Annotated in this window: 18 protein-coding genes; 6 read left to right on the top strand and 12 right to left on the bottom strand. The window is 70.9% G+C overall.

Translation table 11 applies throughout. From position 1 onward, the window contains the following. Positions 1 to 175: 175 nt before the first annotated feature. The 3 genes from FVO59_RS02660 to FVO59_RS02650 form a co-directional block, all read right to left on the bottom strand. Positions 176 to 871, bottom strand: a complete 696-nt coding sequence (locus FVO59_RS02660; protein ID WP_182254370.1) for a helix-turn-helix transcriptional regulator — start codon at positions 869 to 871, stop codon at positions 176 to 178. Between the two features lie 121 nt (positions 872 to 992). Beyond that, positions 993 to 1,340, bottom strand: coding sequence for a hypothetical protein (locus tag FVO59_RS02655; protein WP_259363390.1), 348 nt, complete (start codon positions 1,338 to 1,340; stop codon positions 993 to 995). Beyond that, positions 1,337 to 2,878: a PspC domain-containing protein gene (locus FVO59_RS02650; protein WP_182254368.1), complete on the bottom strand. Its 1,542-nt coding sequence runs from the start codon at positions 2,876 to 2,878 to the stop codon at positions 1,337 to 1,339. The genes FVO59_RS02655 and FVO59_RS02650 overlap by 4 nt, the downstream gene beginning before the upstream one ends. A gap of 114 nt (positions 2,879 to 2,992) precedes the next feature. Between FVO59_RS02650 and FVO59_RS02645 the strand changes: the two genes are divergently transcribed. Both FVO59_RS02645 and FVO59_RS02640 read left to right on the top strand, forming a co-directional pair. Further along, positions 2,993 to 4,252: an ATP-binding protein gene (locus FVO59_RS02645; RefSeq protein ID WP_182254366.1), complete on the top strand. Its 1,260-nt coding sequence runs from the start codon at positions 2,993 to 2,995 to the stop codon at positions 4,250 to 4,252. Next, positions 4,245 to 4,925, top strand: coding sequence for a LuxR C-terminal-related transcriptional regulator (locus tag FVO59_RS02640; protein ID WP_182254364.1), 681 nt, complete (start codon positions 4,245 to 4,247; stop codon positions 4,923 to 4,925). Before FVO59_RS02645 ends, FVO59_RS02640 begins: the two co-directional genes overlap by 8 nt. Positions 4,926 to 4,989: 64 nt before the next feature. On the opposite strand, the gene FVO59_RS02635 is transcribed toward FVO59_RS02640, so the two are convergent. From FVO59_RS02635 to FVO59_RS02610, 6 genes are all read right to left on the bottom strand, one after another. Further along, positions 4,990 to 5,397, bottom strand: a complete 408-nt coding sequence (locus FVO59_RS02635; protein WP_182254362.1) for a transferase — start codon at positions 5,395 to 5,397, stop codon at positions 4,990 to 4,992. 79 nt (positions 5,398 to 5,476) lie between these two features. Then, positions 5,477 to 6,250, bottom strand: coding sequence for a DNA-formamidopyrimidine glycosylase family protein (locus tag FVO59_RS02630; RefSeq protein WP_182254360.1), 774 nt, complete (start codon positions 6,248 to 6,250; stop codon positions 5,477 to 5,479). Next, positions 6,243 to 6,998: an EI24 domain-containing protein gene (locus tag FVO59_RS02625; protein WP_182254358.1), complete on the bottom strand. Its 756-nt coding sequence runs from the start codon at positions 6,996 to 6,998 to the stop codon at positions 6,243 to 6,245. Before FVO59_RS02625 ends, FVO59_RS02630 begins: the two co-directional genes overlap by 8 nt. Positions 6,999 to 7,132: 134 nt before the next feature. Next, positions 7,133 to 8,500 carry an HNH endonuclease signature motif containing protein gene (locus FVO59_RS02620; RefSeq protein ID WP_182254356.1) on the bottom strand — a complete coding sequence of 456 codons (1,368 nt, stop codon included), beginning with the start codon at positions 8,498 to 8,500 and terminating at the stop codon, positions 7,133 to 7,135. A gap of 123 nt (positions 8,501 to 8,623) precedes the next feature. Beyond that, a complete protein-coding gene (locus FVO59_RS02615; protein ID WP_182254354.1) occupies positions 8,624 to 13,336 on the bottom strand; it encodes an ATP-dependent helicase in 4,713 nt (1,570 codons plus the stop codon). Positions 13,337 to 13,427: 91 nt separating this feature from the next. Further along, on the bottom strand, positions 13,428 to 14,039 hold the full coding sequence (locus FVO59_RS02610) for a hypothetical protein (RefSeq protein WP_182254345.1): 612 nt from the start codon (positions 14,037 to 14,039) through the stop codon (positions 13,428 to 13,430). 63 nt (positions 14,040 to 14,102) lie between these two features. Between FVO59_RS02610 and FVO59_RS02605 the strand changes: the two genes are divergently transcribed. Further along, positions 14,103 to 14,513, top strand: a complete 411-nt coding sequence (locus FVO59_RS02605; RefSeq protein ID WP_182254343.1) for a DUF6157 family protein — start codon at positions 14,103 to 14,105, stop codon at positions 14,511 to 14,513. A 3-nt stretch (positions 14,514 to 14,516) separates the two neighbouring features. Here FVO59_RS02605 and FVO59_RS02600 read toward each other — a convergent pair whose 3' ends face one another. The 3 genes from FVO59_RS02600 to FVO59_RS02590 all read right to left on the bottom strand — a co-directional run bounded on the left by FVO59_RS02600 (position 14,517) and on the right by FVO59_RS02590 (position 17,261). Then, positions 14,517 to 14,699 (bottom strand): PspC domain-containing protein, encoded by a 183-nt coding sequence (locus FVO59_RS02600; RefSeq protein ID WP_182254341.1) that lies wholly within the window; start codon positions 14,697 to 14,699, stop codon positions 14,517 to 14,519. Between the two features lie 39 nt (positions 14,700 to 14,738). Next, on the bottom strand, positions 14,739 to 16,361 hold the full coding sequence (locus tag FVO59_RS02595; protein WP_182254339.1) for an ABC-F family ATP-binding cassette domain-containing protein: 1,623 nt from the start codon (positions 16,359 to 16,361) through the stop codon (positions 14,739 to 14,741). Between the two features lie 243 nt (positions 16,362 to 16,604). Continuing rightward, positions 16,605 to 17,261 (bottom strand): alpha/beta hydrolase, encoded by a 657-nt coding sequence (locus FVO59_RS02590; protein ID WP_259363389.1) that lies wholly within the window; start codon positions 17,259 to 17,261, stop codon positions 16,605 to 16,607. A 44-nt stretch (positions 17,262 to 17,305) separates the two neighbouring features. On the opposite strand from FVO59_RS02590, the gene FVO59_RS02585 reads away from it, so the two are divergent. The 3 genes from FVO59_RS02585 to FVO59_RS02575 all read left to right on the top strand — a co-directional run bounded on the left by FVO59_RS02585 (position 17,306) and on the right by FVO59_RS02575 (position 20,900). Continuing rightward, positions 17,306 to 17,899, top strand: coding sequence for an NUDIX hydrolase family protein (locus tag FVO59_RS02585; RefSeq protein WP_182254335.1), 594 nt, complete (start codon positions 17,306 to 17,308; stop codon positions 17,897 to 17,899). 1 nt (position 17,900) lies between these two features. Further along, on the top strand, positions 17,901 to 18,833 hold the full coding sequence (locus tag FVO59_RS02580) for a hypothetical protein (protein ID WP_182254333.1): 933 nt from the start codon (positions 17,901 to 17,903) through the stop codon (positions 18,831 to 18,833). Between the two features lie 153 nt (positions 18,834 to 18,986). Next, complete coding sequence (locus FVO59_RS02575) at positions 18,987 to 20,900, top strand: M3 family metallopeptidase (protein ID WP_259363388.1); 1,914 nt, start codon at positions 18,987 to 18,989, stop codon at positions 20,898 to 20,900. Positions 20,901 to 20,940: the final 40 nt, after the last annotated feature.

The following is a 20,940-nucleotide window of genomic DNA, read 5'->3' as shown; positions in this document are numbered from 1 at the left end:
CTTCTGCCCTGCCTTCGCCGGGCGCGGTCGCCCGCCCTTGGGAGCGCGGCGCCGGTCGTTCTTCACCGGTTCAGCGTAGCGCGCTGCATTCGCGGCGGACGGTGCGGCCGAGGCTGCCGTCGTGGTCGGACAGGCGGCCCGACCTGAGGTGTCGGGCCAGAGGCGGGCCGGGGTGTCAGGGGCGCGGACGGATCGCCACGCAGCAGCGTCCGGCGTGCGGCTCGCCGCTGGCGCGCAGGTGCGTGCAGTCGAGGCCGTCGAGCACGCCCCCGAGCAGCGAGAGGTTGGCTGAGCAGATCAGCTCGGTGTGATCTCGTGCGAGGGAGTCGAACGGGCAGTTCGCGAGGATGACGGCTCCGCCGTCGTCGCCGGATCCGGTGCGCGGCTCGTAGCCGTGGGCGGTCAGCACGGCCGTGACCCGGGCCGTCTCATCGTCGGCCGCGGCGGAGGTCTTCGGCGCGGATGCCGCTATCGAGCGCCCCTCGTCATGGGCGACCTCGGCGAGGGCGTCGCGAAGCGGCGTCCCCTCGCCGGCGCGTTCGATCGCTCCGGCCAGCACGTGCCCGACGAGGTCGTACCGGCGTTCGGGGAGCGAGATGCTGAGGGTGCCGCCGGCGCGCCGATACAGCTTCGACGGTCGGCCGGCGCCCGGCCCTGTGCGCCCGCTCAGACGCCGGAACTCGGTCTCGAGCAATCCGGCCTCGACGAGCTTGTCGAGGTGGAATCGCGCCATGTGCGCAGGGACGCCGATCGCGCTCGCGGCCGCTTCGCGGGTCACCGCGTCGGGCTGGCTCACGACGTGCTCGTACAGCGCCTGTCGCGTCTCATCGGCGAGGGAGCCGATGCTCGAGGCTCGTGCGGTGATGTCCATGACGCCTCTCTGAAGGAAGAGCTTCTTGCCTTAGAGGCAGTTTCGATTCTAATTTCGATACTGACCTCTTTTAGAAAGGGTGGCGTTCCTGCTGCTGCTGCGCACGGACGTCACCGTCAGGTCAGTCGGTCGCCAAGCCCCGACGCTGCATCCGCCGGATGAGTCCGACGAGGCCGCTGATCAGCACCAGCACGCCGACGCCGAGCAGCACGGTCGCGGTCATCGTTCCCGGACTCAGCGAGGCGAACCAGTCGGTGATCGCATTCTGGCGGGTGGTCGCGCTCAGCATCCAGATGCCGAACCAGGCGACCGCGGCGAAGCACACTCCCCAGATGATCGCCGCCCAGCGCGTGCGCGGCGCCGGGGACGAGAGCCGGGCGGATGCATCATCGAGGGCAGCCGTCGTCGGCTCGTCCATCGGGAGGGTCTCGTTCAGGTCGGACAGCGGAACGGTCGGCTCGGTGCTCACTGTGCTGCCTCCTCATCGGGGTGGGTCGCGTAGATGATGAAGATGGCGCCCGAGTCCTGCTCGATCGTCACGGGAACCGACTTCACGTCGCGTGGCGCGTCGGGGCCCGACCAATCAGGATCGAGGGAAGACGTGACCGACTCGCGATAGAGAGTGCGGCCGTCGCCGGCCGGCACCCCCTGGAACACACCCTGTTCGACGGTGGTCGTCTCGCCCCTCGCATTGAAGTCCGTCCGCTCCCACTGCACGGCGACGTCGCCGACCGTGGCGGTCAGCTGCAGCTCGACACCGGGGCTGACGTAGATGTCGGTGTACCCGACGCCCTTGTGCAGCACCACGGGGCGCGAGGTCACTCCGGGCATGTTCGCCAGCTGGATGCCGGTGCGGCCGAACGGCTGCCTGATCGAGCTGGGCTCGCCCGTGTTCGACAGCGTCTGGTCGCCGAGGCGCACGTCGCCGGCCGATGCGGCGCCCCCGGTCACGACTCCGGCGAGCAGCGTCACGGCGGCGGCGAACGCGAGGACGCCGCTGCGTCGTCGGGCGACACCGGCGACGATCATCCCGAACGCCAGCACCAGGGCGGCACTGAACAGCGCGACGGCCGCGGTCGTGGCATCCGGGGCGCTCGCCCAGAGCCAGACGACGGCGGCGGCGACCAGCGCGAACCCGAGCACGGTGCCCACGTACGCGGCGCTCACCCGCGGATTCGACGCGCGGCGGATGCGCCGGCGCTCCGCAGCCTCTGCAGAGAATGCGGCTGCGGCCGCCTGACGTTCGGCGCGCGCCTGTTCGCGCGCCGCGCGATCGGCATCCACCTGCTGCCGCCGCCACGCCTGCTCCTGCTGCTGCCAGTCGGCGTGCTGTGCGCGCCAGGTCTCGTAGTCGGCGCCCTCGCCGGGGTAGGGGGCGAGGGGGGACGCCGGCATCCGCCCGTCGGGTGCGGCATCCTCCCCTCGCGGGTCCGCTGCGGCGGCGATTCCCGAGTCGCCTGCCGGTGCGGAGGGTGCCGGGGCGGTGACATCGCCCGGCGTGCGGCGCGCGGCGCGCACGATGAGGACGAGCAGGATGCCGATCAGCACCAGCCCGATGATGAACAAGAAGGTGCCGAAGGGGCTCAGACCGTAGTCGAACGTCACATAGCCGTACGGGTTGAGCATCCGCTCGATGACGAACAGCCCGACCGGTGACGCGCTCGTGAGCAGCCCGAACACGACCCCCGCCAGAATTCCGAGCTGGGCCGGCTGGAACCGCCCGCGCAGCAGCTCCCGCAGGTGAATCCGCCCCTCGGCATCCGGAAGCAGGGCCCAGGCGAGTGCGTAGATCAGCACGAGCGGCAGCCCGCACAGGGTCGCGACGACCAGAACTCCGCGCACGATCAGCGGGTCGATCCGCAGGCGCGACGCGACGCCGGCGGCCACGCCGCCGATCCAGCCGTCCGAGCGCGCGACGCCGAGCCCGGCGACCCAGGCGTAGAAGCGGTCGGAGCGGCGGGGCGCCGGCGGGCGATCGAGCGTCGGCGGCGCGGTCGGAGATGTCATGCTCCGATCCTGTCGCGCGGCCTGCGCCGGTCGCCATGGGGTGAACCCCTGACTCGACCCTGATCCTGACCGCAGAGAAGGCGGATCCGGCCGCGGCGGTGGTTGGATGGCGGCATGTCGACTTCCGTTCCACTCGCGATACCGACGCGCTCGCGGGCGTCTGCACCCGCTCGCCCGGCGCTCGCCCGGGTGCGCGAGTGCCTCATCACCGGCACGGCCGAGGGCCTCGCGAGGCACCTCGGCACATCGCCGGCTCTGGTGCGGACGGTCTTCATCGTGTCGGCTCCGATGGCGGGATTCGGGATCCTGCTCTACATCTGGTGCTGGATGCTCACACCGTGGGAGCAGGGCGACGCACGTCCGTCACGACGGATGCCCGTGGCCTGGCTGCTGCTGGTCGGCGGCGGCGTGCTCTCGCTCATCGTTCTTCCGCAGCTGGGCACCGGGTATCGCTTCGGCGTGTGGCTGGGAGACCTCGGCGACACGACAGCAGACGTCTGGATCATCGCCGACGTGCTCACGCTGTTCATGGTGGTCGTGCCCGTCGTCGCCGCTGCGCTGTGGGCCGACCTCGTCGACCGCGACGATCCCCGCCGCGGGCCGCGTCACACGGCGGTGGTGCGCGTGATCGCCGTGGTGTGCGTCGTCATCCTGCTTCTCGCTCTGCTGCGGGCGTCGAACCCGTTCCTGCTGCTTGCTCCGTTCGCGGGTCTTTTGGCGATCTTCTCCTCCTCGCTCGCGCACCGCTGGCGCGAGCTCGCGGGGGAGCGCGTCAGGCGCATCCGCGAAGAGCAGCGCAGCGAGATGGCCGCCCATCTGCACGACTCGGTGCTGCAGACGCTCGCGCTGATCCAGAACCGCGCGGGCGCCTCGAGTGAAGCCGCCCGTCTCGCCCGCGCGCAGGAGCGTGAGCTGCGAGCCTGGCTGTACGACGGCGATGCCCCTGCCGACAGCGACCTCGCGACCGACCTGCGTGACTACGCCGGCGCTCTCGAACTCGACTATCCCGCGCGGATCGACGTCGTCTCGGCGGGGCTGTCCACCGAGCGGGCCAGTGGCGAACTCGCCGCCGCCGCGCGCGAGGCGATGCTCAATGCCGCTCGTCACGCCGGAGGCGAGGTGTCGGTGTACATCGAGGGCGCCGCGACCGGGGTGGACGTGTTCGTACGCGACCGCGGTGCCGGTTTCGACCTCGACGACGTGCCGAGCGACCGGCTCGGAGTGCGGCAGTCGATCGTCGGGCGCATGCGCCGCGCCGGTGGCACAGCCACCGTGCGCAGCGACGCGAACGGCACCGAGGTGCATCTGCGCATCGTCGGCACTGCTGCGCGGGCGGCGGAGGCGCGGCCGAACGAGGAGCGATCGCATGGGTGACAGCATCCGGGTGGTGATCGTCGACGACCACTCGATCTTCCGCTCCGGGCTGCGGGCCGACCTCGACGAGACGGTGCAGGTCGTCGGTGAGGCCGCAGATGTGGCATCCGCCATCGTGGTCATCTCCGAGACCCGACCCGATGTCGTTCTTCTCGACGTGCATCTGCCGGGCGGACCCTCGGCGAGCTCAGCAGCCCCGCACCCGGACTCGACGGGCGGAGAGGCGGTGATCCGCGGAGCCGCGCCCACCACGGCGCGGTTCCTCGCGCTGAGCGTGTCGGATGCCGCCGAGGATGTCGTGCGCGTGATCCGCGCCGGCGCCCGCGGGTACATCACGAAGGGGTCCTCGGGGATCGAGGTGTCGCGTGCTGTGCATGCCGTGGCAGGCGGAGACGCCGTCTTCTCGCCTCGGCTGGCCGGATTCGTGCTGGATGCCTTCGGCGCCGTCGCAGGTGAGACCGCGGCGGTGGAGGACGAGCTCGACCGGCTGTCGGGGCGTGAGCAGGAGGTGATGCGGCTGATCGCGCGCGGCTACGCGTACAAGGAGGTCGCGTCCGAGCTCTTCATCTCGATCAAGACCGTCGAGACGCACGTGTCATCGGTGCTGCGCAAGCTGCAGCTGTCGTCGCGGCACGAGCTGACGGTCTGGGCGACCGAGCGCCGCCTGCTCTGATCGGTCCGGCTGCACAGGAGAGCCCGCCGGTCGACACGACCAGGCGGGCTCTCGTGTGAGGGGCTCAGGCCGCCAGCCAGAGTCCCTTCCGGTCGGTGATGACCGTGAGACCAGGGGCGACGCTCTCGTCGTGCCCGATGCGGGTGCCCCGCGCGACCTGCGCTCCTGCGCCGATCTCGGTGCGCACCCCGATCCAGGCTCCGTCTCCGACCGCTGCTCCTGCGCCGATGTGCGCATGCGCGTCGATCCGAGCGTTCTCGCCGATCACGGCATCCGGTTCCACCCAGGCGCCGCGCGCGACCCGCGCGCCTGCGCCCACTCGTGCTCCCGGTTCGACATAGGCACCGGCCTCGATGAGAGCCTTCGGATGCACCTTCGCGCCATGCGCGACGAGTCCGCGTCCGTTGGCGTGCTTGCGGTATCGCAGCGTGGCGCCCTGGTCGTCCTCGATATCGATGTAGTTCTTGCCCACGTTTCCTCCCGTGTCCGGAGTCTTCCGGATATAGCTACAACCAGGAGGGGGCTTGATTCATTCCCCGTTCGTGATCAGCTCACCGCTGGCAGCGCGGACACCAGAACGTGAGGCGCTCCCGCGTCGGATCCGCGCCCAGCTCACCCCTGCGGATGGGCGTGCCGCAGCGTCGGCAGGAGCGCCCTGCCCGGCCGTACACCCAGTCGGTGAAGCCGCGACGTGCGTCGCCGGTGAACGTGCGGTCGCGCCGGTCGCGATTCGCCCTGATCGTGCGCACGCCGAGATCGAGCAGCGCTCGGACGTCGACCTCAGGCGTCGGCGTCTCGGGCCGGATGCCGCGCAGGAACAGGAGCTCCGCAGCGTACTCGTTGCCGAATCCGGCGACGTTGCGCTGATCGAGCAGCGCGACGTGGATGGGCCGGGTGTCGGCGCTCAGGCGCCGGATCGCCTCGTCGAGATCCCAGTCGTCGGAGAGCGGGTCGGGCCCGAGATGACCGATTAGCTGTTCCTCGTCGCGCGTCGGCACGAGCTTCACCTCGGCGATGTCGACGCCGACGGCTTCGTGCTCGGCGGTGCCGACGATCGCGCGCACCGTGAACGCCGGATGCCGCCACTTCTCGCCCGGTCGATACGTGAACCACGCTCCGTCCATGCGCAGATGGGAATGCAGGGTGAAATCGCCGATCCGCATCAGCAGGTGCTTGCCCCGTGGCACGACGCCGTGCACGGTCTCGCCGGTGAGGTCGGCGGTCGCGAGGCGTGGCACTCGCAGGTCGAAGCGCGTCACCTCCTGATCGCGCAGCGCCGAGTCGAGGCGCCGTGCTGTGCGGTAGATCGTGTCGCCCTCAGGCATGGGGGGTCACCGGAGTCGATCGACGGCCCAGCAGGTCGCGTGCGAGCACGGTGGCTCCCGCGACGGCTGTCGGCATGATGAACACGGCGCCGAGCGGAACCATGAAGCACAGCTGGGTGGCTGCGCCGAAGCCCAGCAGGCGCGCTCGGTGACCGGCGAACAGGCGGGATCGGTCGGCGCTCGGGATGTCTCTGGCGTTCAGTGCGCGGCCGGTGAGCTCTCGGGCGAGCAGGCGACCGGTGAGCAGCACGCTCGTGACGGCGGCGAGCGGCGCGCCGACGAGCGGGATGAAGCCGATCGCGAGGGCGAGCAGTGCGACGAGCGCTCCGAGAGCGATCAGCCGCACGCTCTCGCCGAGTGCGACGAGGAAGCCTCCATCGCCCTCGGGCACGTCGCCGCCGAGGTCGGTCTCGATGGCTCGCCAGATGCGCTGGTAGAACGGGTCGCCGATGAGCAGGGTGAGTGCCGTGAAGGTGACGCTCGCGAGGACCAGCACGGCGATCGCGACGACCACTCCGAGGGCGGTGCGCAGCGCATCCCGCCAGAACGGGTCCCACCCGTCGGCGAAGGGCGTGGCCCACGCCGTGAGCCCGCCGAGATTCAGCAGCAGGGGGATGATCGCCGCCGCGAGCAGGGCCAGTGCGATCAGTCCTGGCACGAGGCCGAGGGCCATCAGCGCCGGCCGCAGACGCCAGTAGCCGAGACCGCGCCCGAGGTAGCGGATGCCGGTGAAGAACTCGCTGACCATGTGTGAAGTCAATCAGACGCCGGGGACGGTGATCCTCGTCACGGCCGGAGAGATGGCCAAGGGTGCGATGAAGAACAGGCGATCGGCACCGACCTGAACGGCGACCAGGTGCGTGCGGGGCGGGCCTGGCCGGGTCAGGCGGCGGTGTCGTAGCGGGCTCGGCCGCCGAGGCGCGGTGTTCGTGTGTGATCGATGTGGGGTGGTGGGATGAACCACACTCGTCCCCTCGTGCCGGATCGCGGATCGGCGTTGTCGATGCGGATCTCCCAGCCGTTGTCGTGGATGCGGTGGTGGCAGGTGGAGCAGAGCAGGATTCCGTTGCTGAGATCGGTGGGCCCGGTGTCTCGTTGCCACCATCTGATGTGGTGCACCTCGGTCATGTTCGGTGGGAGTCCGCACATCGCGCACCCGCCGTCGCGATCGACGAGGGCGAGTTTCTGAGTTCTGGTGAACAATCGTCGTTCTCTGCCCCAGTCGAGGATCTCGCCGGCGGAGTCCAGTACGCAGGGGATCACTCCGCCCGAGGCCGCCATCCGCCGGATCGCGGTGACCGACACGGGCTGATCGACACCGTCGATCGTCCCGGCGCCGGTGCCGGCTTCGAGGTCTTCCAGGATCACCCGGACGATGACGGTGGCCCCTGCCACGGGCATCCGGCTGTCGCAGTCGAGCACATGGGTGCAGAAGAGGGTGAGGGCGTCGGCGCGCATCATGGTGACGGTGCGCTGATCGGCATCCACCGCACCGGCATCCACCCCGTCAGGGGCGTCTTTGCGGGCCTGGAACTGCGCGGACACGTAACCGTCTATCGCGGCTCTGATCGCCGCGCCTTCTTCCACAGGAGTCACCAGGTTCAGGTGCAGCATCCCGTCGCGTTCGAACATGCTCAGCGACCGACTTGCACGTCGTTCTTCTTCCCGCTGCTCGAGCTCGCCGACTTCGAGCAGCGCCTCGGCGCGCTTCACCAGCCGCCGCACGTCATCCAGCGACAGTCCCACCGCGCGGTCGACGAGCTTCCGCTCGAGATCCGCCACCAGGGTCTTGTCGGCGCCGATGCGGGCGCAGTCGAGGAACTCGACGATCAGGGCCGCCGCCGCCCCACCCAGAGCGCCGGAGGTCACGGCCGTCTGCACGGCGGGGTGCTTCGCAGGCGCTGACTCACCGAGAAGGTCACGGCGTGGGGCGATCGCCTCACCGACTCTCACCAGTCGTGCTGCGTCACCCGCGCTGGTCCCGGTGGTGGTGGCGATGAGCTGCACAGTGTTGCGGAATCCCTGCTGCTTGGCCAGAGAGTCGGCGCCCAGTTCGGGGCGGGATTCGTGGGCGATCGCCGCCGCGACCTCCGCCTGCAAGGCATCCAGCGCCCGCCGGGCAGACCCGATCGCGCGGGTGATCGACACGAGCTCGGATCGGCCGAGGTCAGCCGCAGAACCAGCATCCGCCCACACTCCGGCGAGAGCCGTGACGGCTTGTCGCAAAGGGTGGAGAGCGGGTGCTGACATACGAAAAAGTTTACGCCGCGATCACCGATATTCGTATTTTTCTACGAAATATGACCCCCGTTCGTGATGTATAGATTCGTGAATAAGAACGAACATGTGCATCGCGGAGGGCGGGCGCGACCGTCAGACGGCCTTGCGCAGGGCGTAGCCCCGCGGAGTGGCCACGAATCCCGCCTCCTGCAGCGCCAGGGCGAAAGGAGTGCCGTAGACGCCGTCGCCGTTGATCTTCTCGACCGTGAGCGTCTCGAGCCGCCGTGCTCGCGATGTCGCGACGAGGTCGGCGGCGGCGGCGCGCAGCACGTCGGGATCGTCGTCGAATGCGAGGACGGTGCGGCCTCCGCGCTCGAGATACAGCACGAGCGCGCCGTCCACGAGCACCACCAGGCCGCCCGCCTTGCGGCCCGGTCGGTGCGACACGCTCTCGAGACGCGGCCACGCGAGGGCGGCGCCATAGGGGTTGGCAGGGTCGGTCGCGGCCAGGGTGACGGTCTTGAGCGGAGGCGGATCCGAGAGGCCCGCGAAGGTGCGCAGCCGGTCGACGGTGGTCGATGCCGCGAACTGGGCTGCACCCAGCTTCTCGATGACGTACCCGCGCCGGCAGTGGCCTGCTTCCTCGAAGCCCGCGAGCACCCGGTACACCTGTGCGAAGCCGCCGGGCACGCCCTCGGCCTGAACGGCGCCGCGGGTGACGACGCCGTACCGGTCGAGCAGCAGTCCGGCGGTCACCGTGGCTCGGCGCGCGGCATCCGGATCGGTCTCGGGCAGCAACGCCCAGCGGCCGCCTGCTCCGGCGGCCGTCGGCTGTGCGGCCGGTCGCGCGAGCGAGATGCCGCGGTAGGTGCGTGTGCGCGGCGCGCGCCGCGCGGTCTTGTGCGCCTGGGACCCTCCGGAGACGAGCCCGCGGACCGGGGCGAAGGTGTCGTTGGTGATGTGACCCTGCCATGCCAGCGACCAGAGCGCCTCGACGACGGACTGCTGATTCTCAGCACCGGTCATCGCCTTGAGCGCGCCCGCGAACGATGCCCCGCTCAGCCGCAGCGCGTCGAGCACCTTCTCCTCCAGCGAACCGGCGGCAGGGGGCTCCTCGGGCACGGGCAGCGTGAAGGGTGCGAGATCGGCGGGATGCAGCGAGATCCAGCCGTCGCGGCCTGGCAGCGATCCATGACCGGCCCAGACGACCTCGCCGGCGGCGGTGAGCTCGTCGAGCAGGGCGGGGGAGTAGTCGCGCACGCGACCGGGAAGCACGAGCGACTCCCAGGCACTCGCGGGGACAGGCACGCCGGCGAACTGCTCGATCACGCTCAGCACGCCGTCGAGGCCCTCGGTCGGACGCGTGAGGTGCTGCCAATCGGGCAGGAAGCGGGCGTAGGCCTGTGGGCTGACCGGCTCCACGCTGCCGCGGATCGCCGCGAGCGAGCGCATGCGCAGGCGGCGCATGACCTCGACGTCGCACCACTCCTTCGAGCCGTCAGGCGCGGTCCCGCCGCCGGAGGAGGCGGGAAGGAAGAACCCGCTCGTCAGCCGGCCGGCCGACTCCAGCCGCTGCAGCGTGTGCCTGGCCACCGCAGCGCCGATGCCGAAGCGGGCCGCGACAGCGTCGGTGGTGAACGGACCGTGCGTGCGCGCGTGACGCGAGACGAGGTCGCCGAGCGGATCGGCGACCGGTTCGAGGAAGGTGACCGGGATGCCCGTTGGCAGCGCCACCCCGAGCGCATCGCGCAGGCGGCCGGCGTCCTCGATCACGGCGATACGGGACTGCCCGGCGATCGTCACCGGGATGGCGCGGCGGGCGGCGACGAGCTCGGCGAGGAAGGCGGCGGCGTCCTCGGTGCTGGCAGGCCGGGCCTCCGATCCCGCCTCCGCGGCGGCCGAGTCGGCGTCCACCGTGGCCCCCTCGAGCCGCAGGGCGACCTCTTCGGCGTCCAGCGGCCCGAGCATCCGGAGCAGATCGGCCACGCCTTCCACCCCCCGCACCCGGCGCTGCGGGTCGAGCCGCTGGGCTTCGCGCTCGAACTGGACGATCACGTCGGGATCGAGCAGCTCTCGCATCTCGACCGTGCCGAGCAGCTCGCCCAGCAGTGCCGGGTCGACCGACAGCGCTGCCGCCCTGCGCTCGGCGAGAGGCGAGTCGCCCTCGTACATGAACGCGCCCACATAGCCGAACAGCAGATCCCGGGCATAGGGCGAGGGCTGCGCGGGCTCGGTCTCGACCAGCCGTATGCGGCGCTCGGAGATGTCGGTGATCAGCCGGCGCAGCGAGGGCAGGTCGTACACGTCCTGCAGCACCTCGCGAAGCGTCTCGAGGATCACGGGGAAGGTCGGATGCCGTCGGGCGACCTCGAGCAGCTGCGCGGAGCGCTGTCGCTGCTGCCACAGCGGCGTGCGCTTGTTCGGGTTCATCCGCGGCATCAGCAGCGCACGTGCTGCGCACTCCCGGAACCGCGATGCGAAAAGCGCCGACCCGCCCACCTCGGTGGTGACGATCTGCTCGAGCTCATCGGCGTCGAAGACGAAGAGATCCGCGCCGGGCGGCTGCGCATCGGCATCCGGGATCCGCACGATGATCCCGTCGTCGCTCGCCACAGCCGATCCTTCGACGCCGAGGCGCTCGCGGACGCGTGCGTTGAGGGCCAGCGCCCATGGCGCGTGCACCTTCATGCCGTACGGGGAATGCAGGATGATCCGCCAGTCGCCGACCTCGTCGCGGCCGCGCTCGACGGTCAGCGTTCGGTCGGTGGGCAGGGTGCCCGTCGCCTCGCGCTGCTCGGTCAGGTACCCCATCAGGTTGTCTCGAGCACGTTCGTCGAGACCCGCGTCGATCAGACGCTGCTGCGCTTTCGCGGGCTGCGCCGTCGAGACCTCGCGCGAGAACCGGCCCAGCGCCTCGCCGAGCTCGAACGGGCGCCCGATTCCGTCGCCGTGCCAGAACGGCACCTTGCCGGGCTGCCCGTACGCGGGCAGCACGTTCACCCGGTCGTGTGTGATCTCGGCGATGCGCCAGCTGGTGGTGCCGAGGGTGAAGACGTCGCCGACGCGGGACTCGTAGACCATCTCCTCGTCGAGCTCGCCGACGCGGGCGCCCGAGGTCTCGCCGGCGACGAAGACACCGAACAGCCCGCGGTCGGGGATCGTGCCGCCGCTGGTGACGGCGATGCGCTGGGCCCCGGGGCGGCCGGTCAGAGTCCCGGCATCCCGATCCCACACCACTCGCGGGCGGAGCTCGGCGAACTCGTCCGACGGGTACTTGCCCGCCAGCAGATCGAGCGTCGCCTCGTAGGCAGAGCGGGGCAGGGTCTGGAACGGCGCGCTGCGTCGGACCGTCTCGAACCACTCCTCGACCGATATCGAGTCGAGGGCGCACGCGGCGACCGTCTGCTGGGCGAGGATGTCGAGCGGATTGCGCGGCACCGCGATCGCCTCGATCTGCCCCGCCAGCATCCGCTCGGTGACGATCGCGGTGTGCAGCACGTCGCCGCGGTGCTTGGGAAAGAGCGATGCCCGGCTGATCTCGCCGACCTGGTGCCCTGCGCGGCCGACGCGCTGCAGGCCGGATGCCGCCGATGGCGGAGCCTCGACCTGGATGACCATGTCGACGGCGCCCATGTCGATGCCGAGCTCGAGGCTGCTGGTCGCTACGACGCAGCGCAGCACGCCGGATTTCAGCTCGTCTTCGACGATCGACCGCTGCTCCTTCGAGACCGAGCCGTGGTGCGCTTTCGCGAGCACGGGCTCTACGCCGGCGGTCGCGCCGGCCTGCGCCGCCCCGGTCGCCCCTCCAGTCGTCGCATGCGCGCCGCCCGGAGCCTCTGCTCCCTGGGCCCGCGCGGCCGGCACAGCGGGATCGGGAACAGCCACCCCGATCCGCTCGGCATAGATCTCGTTGAGGCGCCCGGTCAGACGCTCGGCGAGGCGCCGGGAGTTCGCGAACACGATCGTCGAGCGGTTCCCTAGCACCGTGTCGACGATGGCCTCCTCGACGTGCGGCCACACCGATCCGGTGATCTCGGTGTACTCCGCCGGCTCATCGGCGGACGCTGTGGCGCCAGGCGGCGGGGGAGGGTTGCGCATGTCGTCGATCGGCACGACGACGCCGAGCTCGAAGGTCTTCACCGCACGCGGAGCGACGATGTCGACCGGCGCCGAGCCGCCCAGGAACCGCGCCACCTCGTCGATCGGGCGCACCGTCGCCGACAGGCCGATCCGCTGCGCCGGCTTCTCGGCACCTCTCGCCACGCGCAGTGCGTCGAGACGCTCGAGGCTCACAGCGAGGTGTGCTCCGCGCTTCGTCGCCGCGACCGCGTGCACCTCGTCGATGATCACCGTGTGCACGTTCTGCAGCGTCTCGCCGGCGCGGCTGGTGAGCATCAGGTACAGCGACTCGGGCGTGGTGATGAGGATGTCGGGCGGGTCAGTCACGAGCTTGCGGCGATCGCTCGATGTCGTGTCACCGGACCGCACGCCCACCGTGATCTCGGGGGCGGGCGCCCCGATACGCCGCGCCGACTGCCCGATGCCGATCAGGGGCGAGCGCAGGTTGCGCTCGACGTCGACGCCGAGGGCCTTGAGCGGGGAGATGTACAGCACGCGAGTGCGTGCGGTGCGCTCGTCGGCATCCGGACCGGGTTCTGCGCCCGCCGTCCGCTCACGGAACACGCTGTCGATCGCCCAGAGAAAGGCAGAGAGCGTCTTGCCCGACCCGGTCGGTGCGACCACCAGCGCGTTGCGCCCGGCCGAGATCGCGTCCCACGCGCCTGCCTGGGCGGGCGTGGGCGCATCGAAAGCCCCGCGGAACCAGTCCTGCGTCGCGGGGGTGAACCTCTGGAGCACGTCGCTCATCCCTCCATCATGCGCCAGGCCCCGGACACTGCTCGGGTGGCTTGCTCTCGACAACGTCGGAGGGGTAGAGACGCCTGAGGCGGCGCAGGTGTCAGCGGGTGAGCTGGAGAGCGGCGAGAACTGCGGCTACGACGCTCAGCAGTCCGTCGGGTACCGCTCGAAGCCGCTCACGCCGAGACAGATACGCGAGGCATGACGACGCCCCCGCCACGGCGAGCACGCACAGCGAGAGCCCGCCGAGGATCCGAGCCGTGCTCTGCGCAGCCGGGTCACCCGAAAGCGTGGAGAAATATGTCCATATCAGGGTGATCGCAACCGCACCGCCGAAAGTCCACCACGCGACAGACGCGATCTTGACGCTCAGCGTCTCGGACGGGGGCTCGGCAGCGGCGTCGAGCAGGCGACGAGCCCGGGCTATCGCCTCGTGCCCGGCAGGCAGTCGGCTGAGGCGCGCGAGCTGGCGATCGTCGGCTCCCACCCCCAGGCCCGTCAGCATCGCCTTGTACGCGCGCAGCTCGACGATCGTCGCGAGCCCATCGATCGCGATCGCGTAGCGACCGGCCTGATCGTTGTCTCCCGTTCGACGGTACCGGTCGACCAGCTCCCGGCGCGCCGCCTCGTCGTGGGGATCCGCAGACAGGCGTGCCTTGAGCGCGCCCACTTCCTGCGGGCTCAGCGGGAACGCCATGGGATTGCGCGACATGGCTCCATTCTGGAGCCGCGAGCTGCTCTCGACAACGTCAGAGGGGTAGGGGATGCTGGCGGCATGGCGCACACGACGAACTACACCAGCACCTTCATCGAGGTCAGCGAGGACTGTCCGGCCGAGTACGGCGTCGAGCCGCCGATCGCCGAGAACCTGTCGATCGCCGCACTGCACTACCGGCTGCTCAGCGAAGAGCCGTACACCCGCACCTCCGACGACGTGCTGTTCGAGACGCACGCCCTGCGCAAGGGCATCGACCCGAGCGACGTGGACGCCAGAGCCGAGTTCTTCTCGAAGGGGCAGGCGTGCCTGCGGGCATCGCCCCTGGGCAAGCGCTACGGCTGGGGCACGCACCACGACGAGCATGGCCGGGTCGCCCTCTTCCCGCGCGACTCCGCGGAGTACGCGGCGCTCGCCGCCGACCCCGCGATCGCGCACACGAGGGCCATGCGCTCGAGCCGGCGCCGCTGAGCCTCAGAACTCGTTCGGGACGATGATCCAGAGCAGCACGTAGGCCCAGATCGACAGGCCCGCGAAGAGCACTGCCAGCACCGTGACCACGCGCATGGTCGTCGGGCTGAGGTCGAACCGTCGCGCCACGGCCGAGCAGACGCCGGCGATCACGCGGTCTTGGCGGGGGCGGACGAGAGGTGTCATGCCTCCCATCCTGCCCACCAGAACCGCGCTGCGAAACCCTCACCCGATCTGCGCGAGGTAGCCTTCGGCGTCCAGCTCGAGGGTGAGATCCAGCCCCAGCCGCGCGAGGAACGCGTCGTCGTGACTGACGATCAGCACGGCACCGCGGTAGGCGCGCAGCGCCTCGACCAGCTGGTCGACCGTGTCGAGGTCGAGGTTGTTGGTCGGCTCGTCGAGCACCACCAGGTGCGGTGCCGGATCGGCGAGCAGCAGCTTCGCCAGCGCGACCCGGAACCGCTCGCCGCCCGAGAGCGCCCCGACGGGCCGATCCATGGCCGCCCCTCGAATCAGGAAGCGCGCCAGCCGGTTGCGCAGCTCCTTGTCGGGCACGTGCGGCGCGGCTGCGGCGATGTTCTGCACCACCGACGCGTGGTCGTCGAGCCCGTCGATCCTCTGCGACAGGTAGCCGATCCGGTCGGTGTGCGCTTGCGCGACCAGCTCAGGGTTCATCGGGAACCCGGACGCCGCGGCATCCGTCACCAGCCGGCGCAGCAGGGTCGTCTTGCCGACCCCGTTGCGGCCGATCAGCGCCACCCGCTCTGGGCCCTGCACGATCCACGTGCGCTCCCCGTCGCCGATCGTGGCGATGCGTCGCGAGGCGGACATGCCCGGATCCGGCAGCTCGATCTTCATGGTGTCGTCATCGCGCACCCGCCGTCCGGCGGCGTCGAGCGCCTGGTGGGCGGAGTCCTCCTTGCCGCGCACCTCGGTGCGCAGGCGGCCGGCCGAGACCTGTGCGGCCATCTTGCGGCCGTTGGCGATGATCTTCGGCACCCGCTTCTCGTCGAACGCCTTCCTCGCGACCTGCGCGCGGGTGGCGAGCTTCGCCTCTGCCTCGATCCGCTGCCGCTTCTCCTTCTTGTACGCCTGCGCGGCGTCGCGCTCGGCCTGACGCGCGGCGCCCTGCTCGGCATCCAGCCACGCCCGCCACTCCGAGTACGGACCGCCGAAGACGCTCAGCTCGCTGCCGTAGATCTCGGCGGTGTCGTCCATCAGCTCGAGAAGCGAGACGTCGTGGCTCACCACGATCAGCGCGCCCTTCCAGAGGCGCACCAACTCGGCGAGCCGAGCCCGGGCCTCGCGGTCGAGATTGTTGGTGGGCTCGTCGAGCAGGGTGATCGGCGCGCGCCGCAGGCGGATGCCGGCGACCGCCACGAGCACCGCCTCCCCGCCCGAGAGCTCGCCGACCGTGCGGTCGAGGAACGACGGGTCGAGTCCGGCTTCGGCGAGGGATGCCTGGGCGCGCGCCTCGATGTCCCAGTCATCGCCCACGGCGTCGAAGTGCATCGGATCGACATCGCCCGCGGTGATCGCGCGCACGGCGTCGAGCGGCGCCGCGATGCCGAGCAGTTCGGCGACGCGACGGTCGGTGTCGAGCGTGAGCCGCTGCGGCAGGTACGCGACCTGATCCGAGTGCAGCACCTGACCGGAGGCAGGGGCGAGCTCGCCGGCGATCAGGCGCAGCAGCGTCGATTTGCCGGCGCCGTTGCGGCCGACCAGGCCGGTGCGGCCCGACCCGAAGGAACCGGATACGGCGTCGAGCGCGACGGTGCCGTCAGGCCACGCGAAGGAGACCCGGTCGAGCGTGACGGCGGCAGTGGTGAAGGTGTTCGGTGATGACATGAGCGACTCCCGGAAGTGTGCGGGTGCGCGGATGCCGACGCGCGAGCTTCGGAAGAGACGTCGGAGACGACGTCGAAGGCTCGACTGCGGAGCAGGTCCTGCCGGAAGGCGGGTTCGTCGGATCAGCGCGTGGATGTTTACGCGGAGAGGCGACGAATCAGATCAATGGACTTCCAGACACGGCGGACAGGACTCTGCGACTTTACCGGCGAGCAGGCAGACGCGCAACCCGGGCGTGTCGCGTCAGGAGGCCTTCTTCTCGGCCGAGTCCTTCCACTGCGTCAGGAAGACGTGCACGTCGGCGAGCTCCTGCTCCGAGATCGAGTGCGTCAGACCCTGGTAGACGCGGCCCGACAGTGCGGCGTGCGCCGGCAGCCACTGCGCGGTGTGATCGATGAGCGGTACGGGGATGACGTCGTCGTGCGTGCCTCGTCCCCAGAACACGGGCGGACGCTGCTCCTGCAGCACCGCGTCGTGCGGCAGCTCCCCTGGCGCCGCGTAGCCGCTCAGCGCCACGACCGCGTCGACCCGCGAGGGATCGAGACGCAGCGCCTGCAGAGAGACCGCCGCGCCCTGTGAGAAACCCAGCAGCGCGACGGACGGCGCGTCGGCGGCCGCGCCCTCGAGCCACGCGAGCAGCGCCTCGGCCGCGAGGGTGATTCCCGCGGCATCCCGCGTGTTCAGCGAATCGATCGCGTACCACGACCGACCGGGCATCGGCCAGGGCGGGGTGAGCGGAGCCGCGACCGCGGCGACCGCGATCCCCTCCGGCAGGTAGGGGATCAGCCCGAACAGGTCGCGCTCGTCTGCGCCATAGCCGTGCAGCAGCACCAGCAGGGGCTTGCCCTCGCGCGGCTCGGGCGACCACAGGGTCACGGAGGAATCGATCGAGACGGTCACGCTGACATCCTGCCAGCACCGTCTGACGCTGGTAGAAAAGAGCCATGGCGGTGCGCACACCTGATCCCGGCCCCGAGCCCGACGACGACTTCGGCTTCGACGGCGCGCGCCCGGTCGACGCGAACCCGGGCTGGCTCACCGACATCGAACTCGAAGAGGCGCGCCGCCGCCTGCCGATGCTGTATGTGGAGGCCATCCCCGTCATCACGGACGGATCGGGCCAGGTCACCTCGATAGGCGTGCTGCTGCGCTCCACGCCACTGGGCGAGATCACCCGCACGATCGTGTCGGGCCGGGTGCGCTACGGCGAGACGATCCGCGACGCGCTGTTCCGTCATGTCGAGAACGATCTCGGGCCGATGGCGTTCCCGCTGCTTCCGGCCTCGCCTGCGCCGTTCGCGGTTGCCGAGTACTTCCCGATCCCCGGCGTCAGCGCGTTCCACGACGACCGTCAGCACGCCGTGTCCCTCGCGTTCGTCGTGCCGGTGACGGGCACCTGCGAGCCGCGCCAGGACGCGCTCGAGGTCACCTGGTTCTCGCCGGAGGAGGCGGCTTCCGACGCGCTCGCCGCAGACCTGGAGGGCGGCCGCGGCACCCTCATCCGCCAGGCCCTCGCCCACCTCGGCCTGCTGCGCTGAGATGGCCTGGACGCCCGAGGTCTGGAAGAGCACGGCCTTCGAGCACGAGCTGCGTGACTGGATCTCGCCGCACACCGGCGCGGTGCGAGCGCTGACGCGGGTCAAGGACCACCCCTGGTCGGGGGTGTGGCGGGTGGATGCCGAGCGCGGGTGCTTCTACGTGAAGCAGAACTGCCCGGGTCAGCAGCACGAGGCGCGCATCGCCTCGGTGCTGTCTCGGATCGCGCCCGACTTCATCGTCGAACCTGTGGCACTCGACGAGGAGCGCGATCTGCTGCTCACCCGTGATGCCGGCAGAACCTGGCGCGAGGCGCTCGCCGAGGGGGCCGCCGTCGGTTGGGAGCCCCTGCTGCACGACGCGATGCTGCTCGCACGCACCTCGGTGCCCGTGGTCGATGACATGCGCCTCACCGTGCTCGATCCCGCCGGCATCCGGGATCACCTCGTCAGGACGCGTGACGAGTGGCGGATCCCGGAGGAGTTCCGCGCGGCGGCGGATGCCGCGGTCGAGGTCGTCGGCGCCGCCGGCGACCAGGTCGCGGCTCTCGGGCTGCCGCTCGCGCTCGACCACAACGACCTGCACGACGCGAACGCCTTCGTCGGTGACCACGGGGCCCGCTTCTTCGACTTCGGCGACGCCGTGGCGTCCTCCCCGCTCGCCGTCCTGCGCATCCCGCTCGCGGTGTACGCGCGCTCGATCCATGCCTCCGAGAACGACCCGCGCGTGCTCGCGATCGCCGATGCGGCACTCGAGGTGTGGAGCGACCTCGCCCCGATGGCTGAGCTGCGCGCGGCTCTGCCCGCGGCGAACCGCCTCGCAGCCGTCGCCAGGGCCGAGTCGTGGCACCGCATCCTCGAGAGCGTGCCCGAGGAGTTCGTCGCGGAGGACTACCGCCGCGCCGACGCCGAGTGGCTCGCCGAATCCGCGCTCTGACCTGAGCGTCCTCGCCCCCGCTGAGCGTCCTCGCCCCCGCTGAGCGTCCTCGCCCCCGCTGAGCAACGTGAATCAGCAGGGGCGGCGTCGATGGGCAGGGGCGAAGACGGCGAGACCCGCCGTGGGACGAGTCGCGCGGATAGGCTCGGTCGGGTGACCGAACCCATCGCCTTCCCCGCCGCACCCGAAGCCTGGCTCGCGTTCGCGACCACCCGCGCCGACGAGCGCCTCGCACAGGTCGACGAGGCGGTGACCGCGCTCAAGGACGGCACCTCTCGCAGCGCTCTCGAGATCCTGCAGCTCTGGAACGACCTGCAGATCGCACTGCGCAGCGCCCACAGCGAGGCCGAGGTGCTCGCCGAGGTGCACCCCGAGCGGGCAGTCCGCGAGGGGGCCGAGTCTCGCACTGCCGCGACGCAGGCGAAGGACGCCGAGCTGATGACGGATGCCGAGCTCGCGGCGGTCTTCGCCGCCGCTGACGCGACCGGCCTCGACGCCGACGCCGCGCGGCTCATCAAGAGGATCCGCCGCGACTTCCGTCGTGGCGGCGCGGATCGGGATGCCGAGACCCGCGAGCGCGTGCGAGAGCTCGCAGCCCGCGAGACCGAGCTCGGCGTCGCGTTCGCCCGCAGCATCCGCGAGGGCCGCCGCGAGATCCGCGTCGCACCTGATGATCTGGCCGGCCTTCCGGCGGACTTCCTCGCCGACCGTCCTGTGGGAGACGACGGGCTCGTCGCCGTCTCGACCGACAACCTCGACGTCATGGCCGTGATGACGTATGCGCACGACCGCGGCACCCGCACGGCGCTGCGCATCGCGCGCAGCGAGCTGGCCTGGCCCGAGAACGATCCCGTGCTCGCAGAGCTGCTGCACGTGCGTCAGCAGCATGCCGAGCTGCTCGGGTACGCCAGCTGGGCGGACTACGAGACCGAGGATCGCATGGCAGGGTCGTCGGCCCGCGTCGCGTCGTTCCTCGCCGAGGTCGACGAGGCCACTCGCGCCGCGGCGGACGCCGAGTACGACCTGCTGCTCGCGCGCCTGCGCGAGGACGTCCCCGACGCGACGGAGGTGACGAACGCCGATCTGCACTACCTGCTCGCACGCCTGCACGAGGAGCGCTTCGCGGTCGACGCGCAGGAGGTGCGTCGCCACCTGCACGTCGAGCGCGTGCTCGGCGGGCTGCTGTCGACCACCGGCCGGCTGTTCGACATCGAGTACGTGCCGGTCGTCGTGCCGACGTGGCACGAGGATGTCCGCTCGTACGACGTCGTGCGGGCGGGGACGCGGATCGGCCGCATCCACCTCGATCTGCACCCGCGCGAGGGCAAGTTCAACCACGCCGCCTGCTTCCCCCTCGCTCCGGGCGTCCGAGGGCGCGTGCTGCCCGAGGCGGCGCTGGTGTGCAACTTCCCGCGGGGGCTCATGGAGCACCGCGAGGTGCAGACGTTCTTCCACGAGTTCGGGCATCTCGTGCACGACATCCTCGGCGGCGACCAGGAGTGGGCGCCCCTCTCGGGAGTCGCCACCGAGTGGGACTTCGTCGAGGCCCCCAGTCAGATGCTCGAGGAGTGGGTGTGGGATGCCGAGGTGCTCGCCCCCTTCGCCACCGACGAGTCCGGGGTTCCGATCCCGGCCGACCTCGTCGAGCGGATGCGGGAGGCGGAGGCGTTCGGCCGCGCGCTGCTCACGCGGACCCAGCTCGGGCACGCCCGCGTCTCGTACCACCTGCACATGGACCGCCCGGCCGACCTCGCCGCGGCGACCGACCACTGGTACCGGACGTCGACGCCCGTGCGCACCCTGCCGGGCACGCACTCCTACGCGTCGTTCGGGCATCTCACCGGCTACGGGTCCTGCTACTACACGTATCAGTGGAGCCTCGTGATCGCGCGTGACCTGCTCACCGGCTTCGCCGGCCTGCTCGACGAGGAGTCGGCGTCGCGCTACCGCCGCGAGATCCTCGAGCCCGGCGGGCGCCGCGATGCCGCGGACCTGGTCGAGGCGTTCCTCGGACGCCCCTTCACGGTCGACGCGTACCGGGAGTGGATGGGGTCGCCCGGCGCCTGAGCTCAGCCCGCGGTGCCGGGCCCCCGGCGCACGGCGCACG

The organism is Microbacterium esteraromaticum (genome assembly GCF_014084045.1).
Taxonomy (GTDB): domain Bacteria; phylum Actinomycetota; class Actinomycetes; order Actinomycetales; family Microbacteriaceae; genus Microbacterium; species Microbacterium esteraromaticum_D.
This window is presented reverse-complemented; position numbering and strand designations above follow the sequence as displayed.

What these genes read in the sequence shown, in the direction of transcription:
- FVO59_RS02610 (WP_182254345.1), bottom strand. Translation starts at nt 14,039, where the DNA reads ATGTCGCGCAATCCCATGGCGTTCCCGCTGAGCCCGCAGGAAGTGGGC.
- FVO59_RS02605 (WP_182254343.1), top strand. Translation starts at nt 14,103, where the DNA reads ATGGCGCACACGACGAACTACACCAGCACCTTCATCGAGGTCAGCGAG.
- FVO59_RS02630 (WP_182254360.1), bottom strand. Translation starts at nt 6,250, where the DNA reads ATGCCTGAGGGCGACACGATCTACCGCACAGCACGGCGCCTCGACTCG.
- FVO59_RS02595 (WP_182254339.1), bottom strand. Translation starts at nt 16,361, where the DNA reads ATGTCATCACCGAACACCTTCACCACTGCCGCCGTCACGCTCGACCGG.
- FVO59_RS02600 (WP_182254341.1), bottom strand. Translation starts at nt 14,699, where the DNA reads ATGACACCTCTCGTCCGCCCCCGCCAAGACCGCGTGATCGCCGGCGTC.
- FVO59_RS02585 (WP_182254335.1), top strand. Translation starts at nt 17,306, where the DNA reads ATGGCGGTGCGCACACCTGATCCCGGCCCCGAGCCCGACGACGACTTC.
- FVO59_RS02615 (WP_182254354.1), bottom strand. Translation starts at nt 13,336, where the DNA reads ATGAGCGACGTGCTCCAGAGGTTCACCCCCGCGACGCAGGACTGGTTC.
- FVO59_RS02650 (WP_182254368.1), bottom strand. Translation starts at nt 2,878, where the DNA reads ATGACATCTCCGACCGCGCCGCCGACGCTCGATCGCCCGCCGGCGCCC.
- FVO59_RS02620 (WP_182254356.1), bottom strand. Translation starts at nt 8,500, where the DNA reads ATGTCAGCACCCGCTCTCCACCCTTTGCGACAAGCCGTCACGGCTCTC.
- FVO59_RS02640 (WP_182254364.1), top strand. Translation starts at nt 4,245, where the DNA reads ATGGGTGACAGCATCCGGGTGGTGATCGTCGACGACCACTCGATCTTC.
- FVO59_RS02580 (WP_182254333.1), top strand. Translation starts at nt 17,901, where the DNA reads ATGGCCTGGACGCCCGAGGTCTGGAAGAGCACGGCCTTCGAGCACGAG.
- FVO59_RS02625 (WP_182254358.1), bottom strand. Translation starts at nt 6,998, where the DNA reads ATGGTCAGCGAGTTCTTCACCGGCATCCGCTACCTCGGGCGCGGTCTC.
- FVO59_RS02660 (WP_182254370.1), bottom strand. Translation starts at nt 871, where the DNA reads ATGGACATCACCGCACGAGCCTCGAGCATCGGCTCCCTCGCCGATGAG.
- FVO59_RS02645 (WP_182254366.1), top strand. Translation starts at nt 2,993, where the DNA reads ATGTCGACTTCCGTTCCACTCGCGATACCGACGCGCTCGCGGGCGTCT.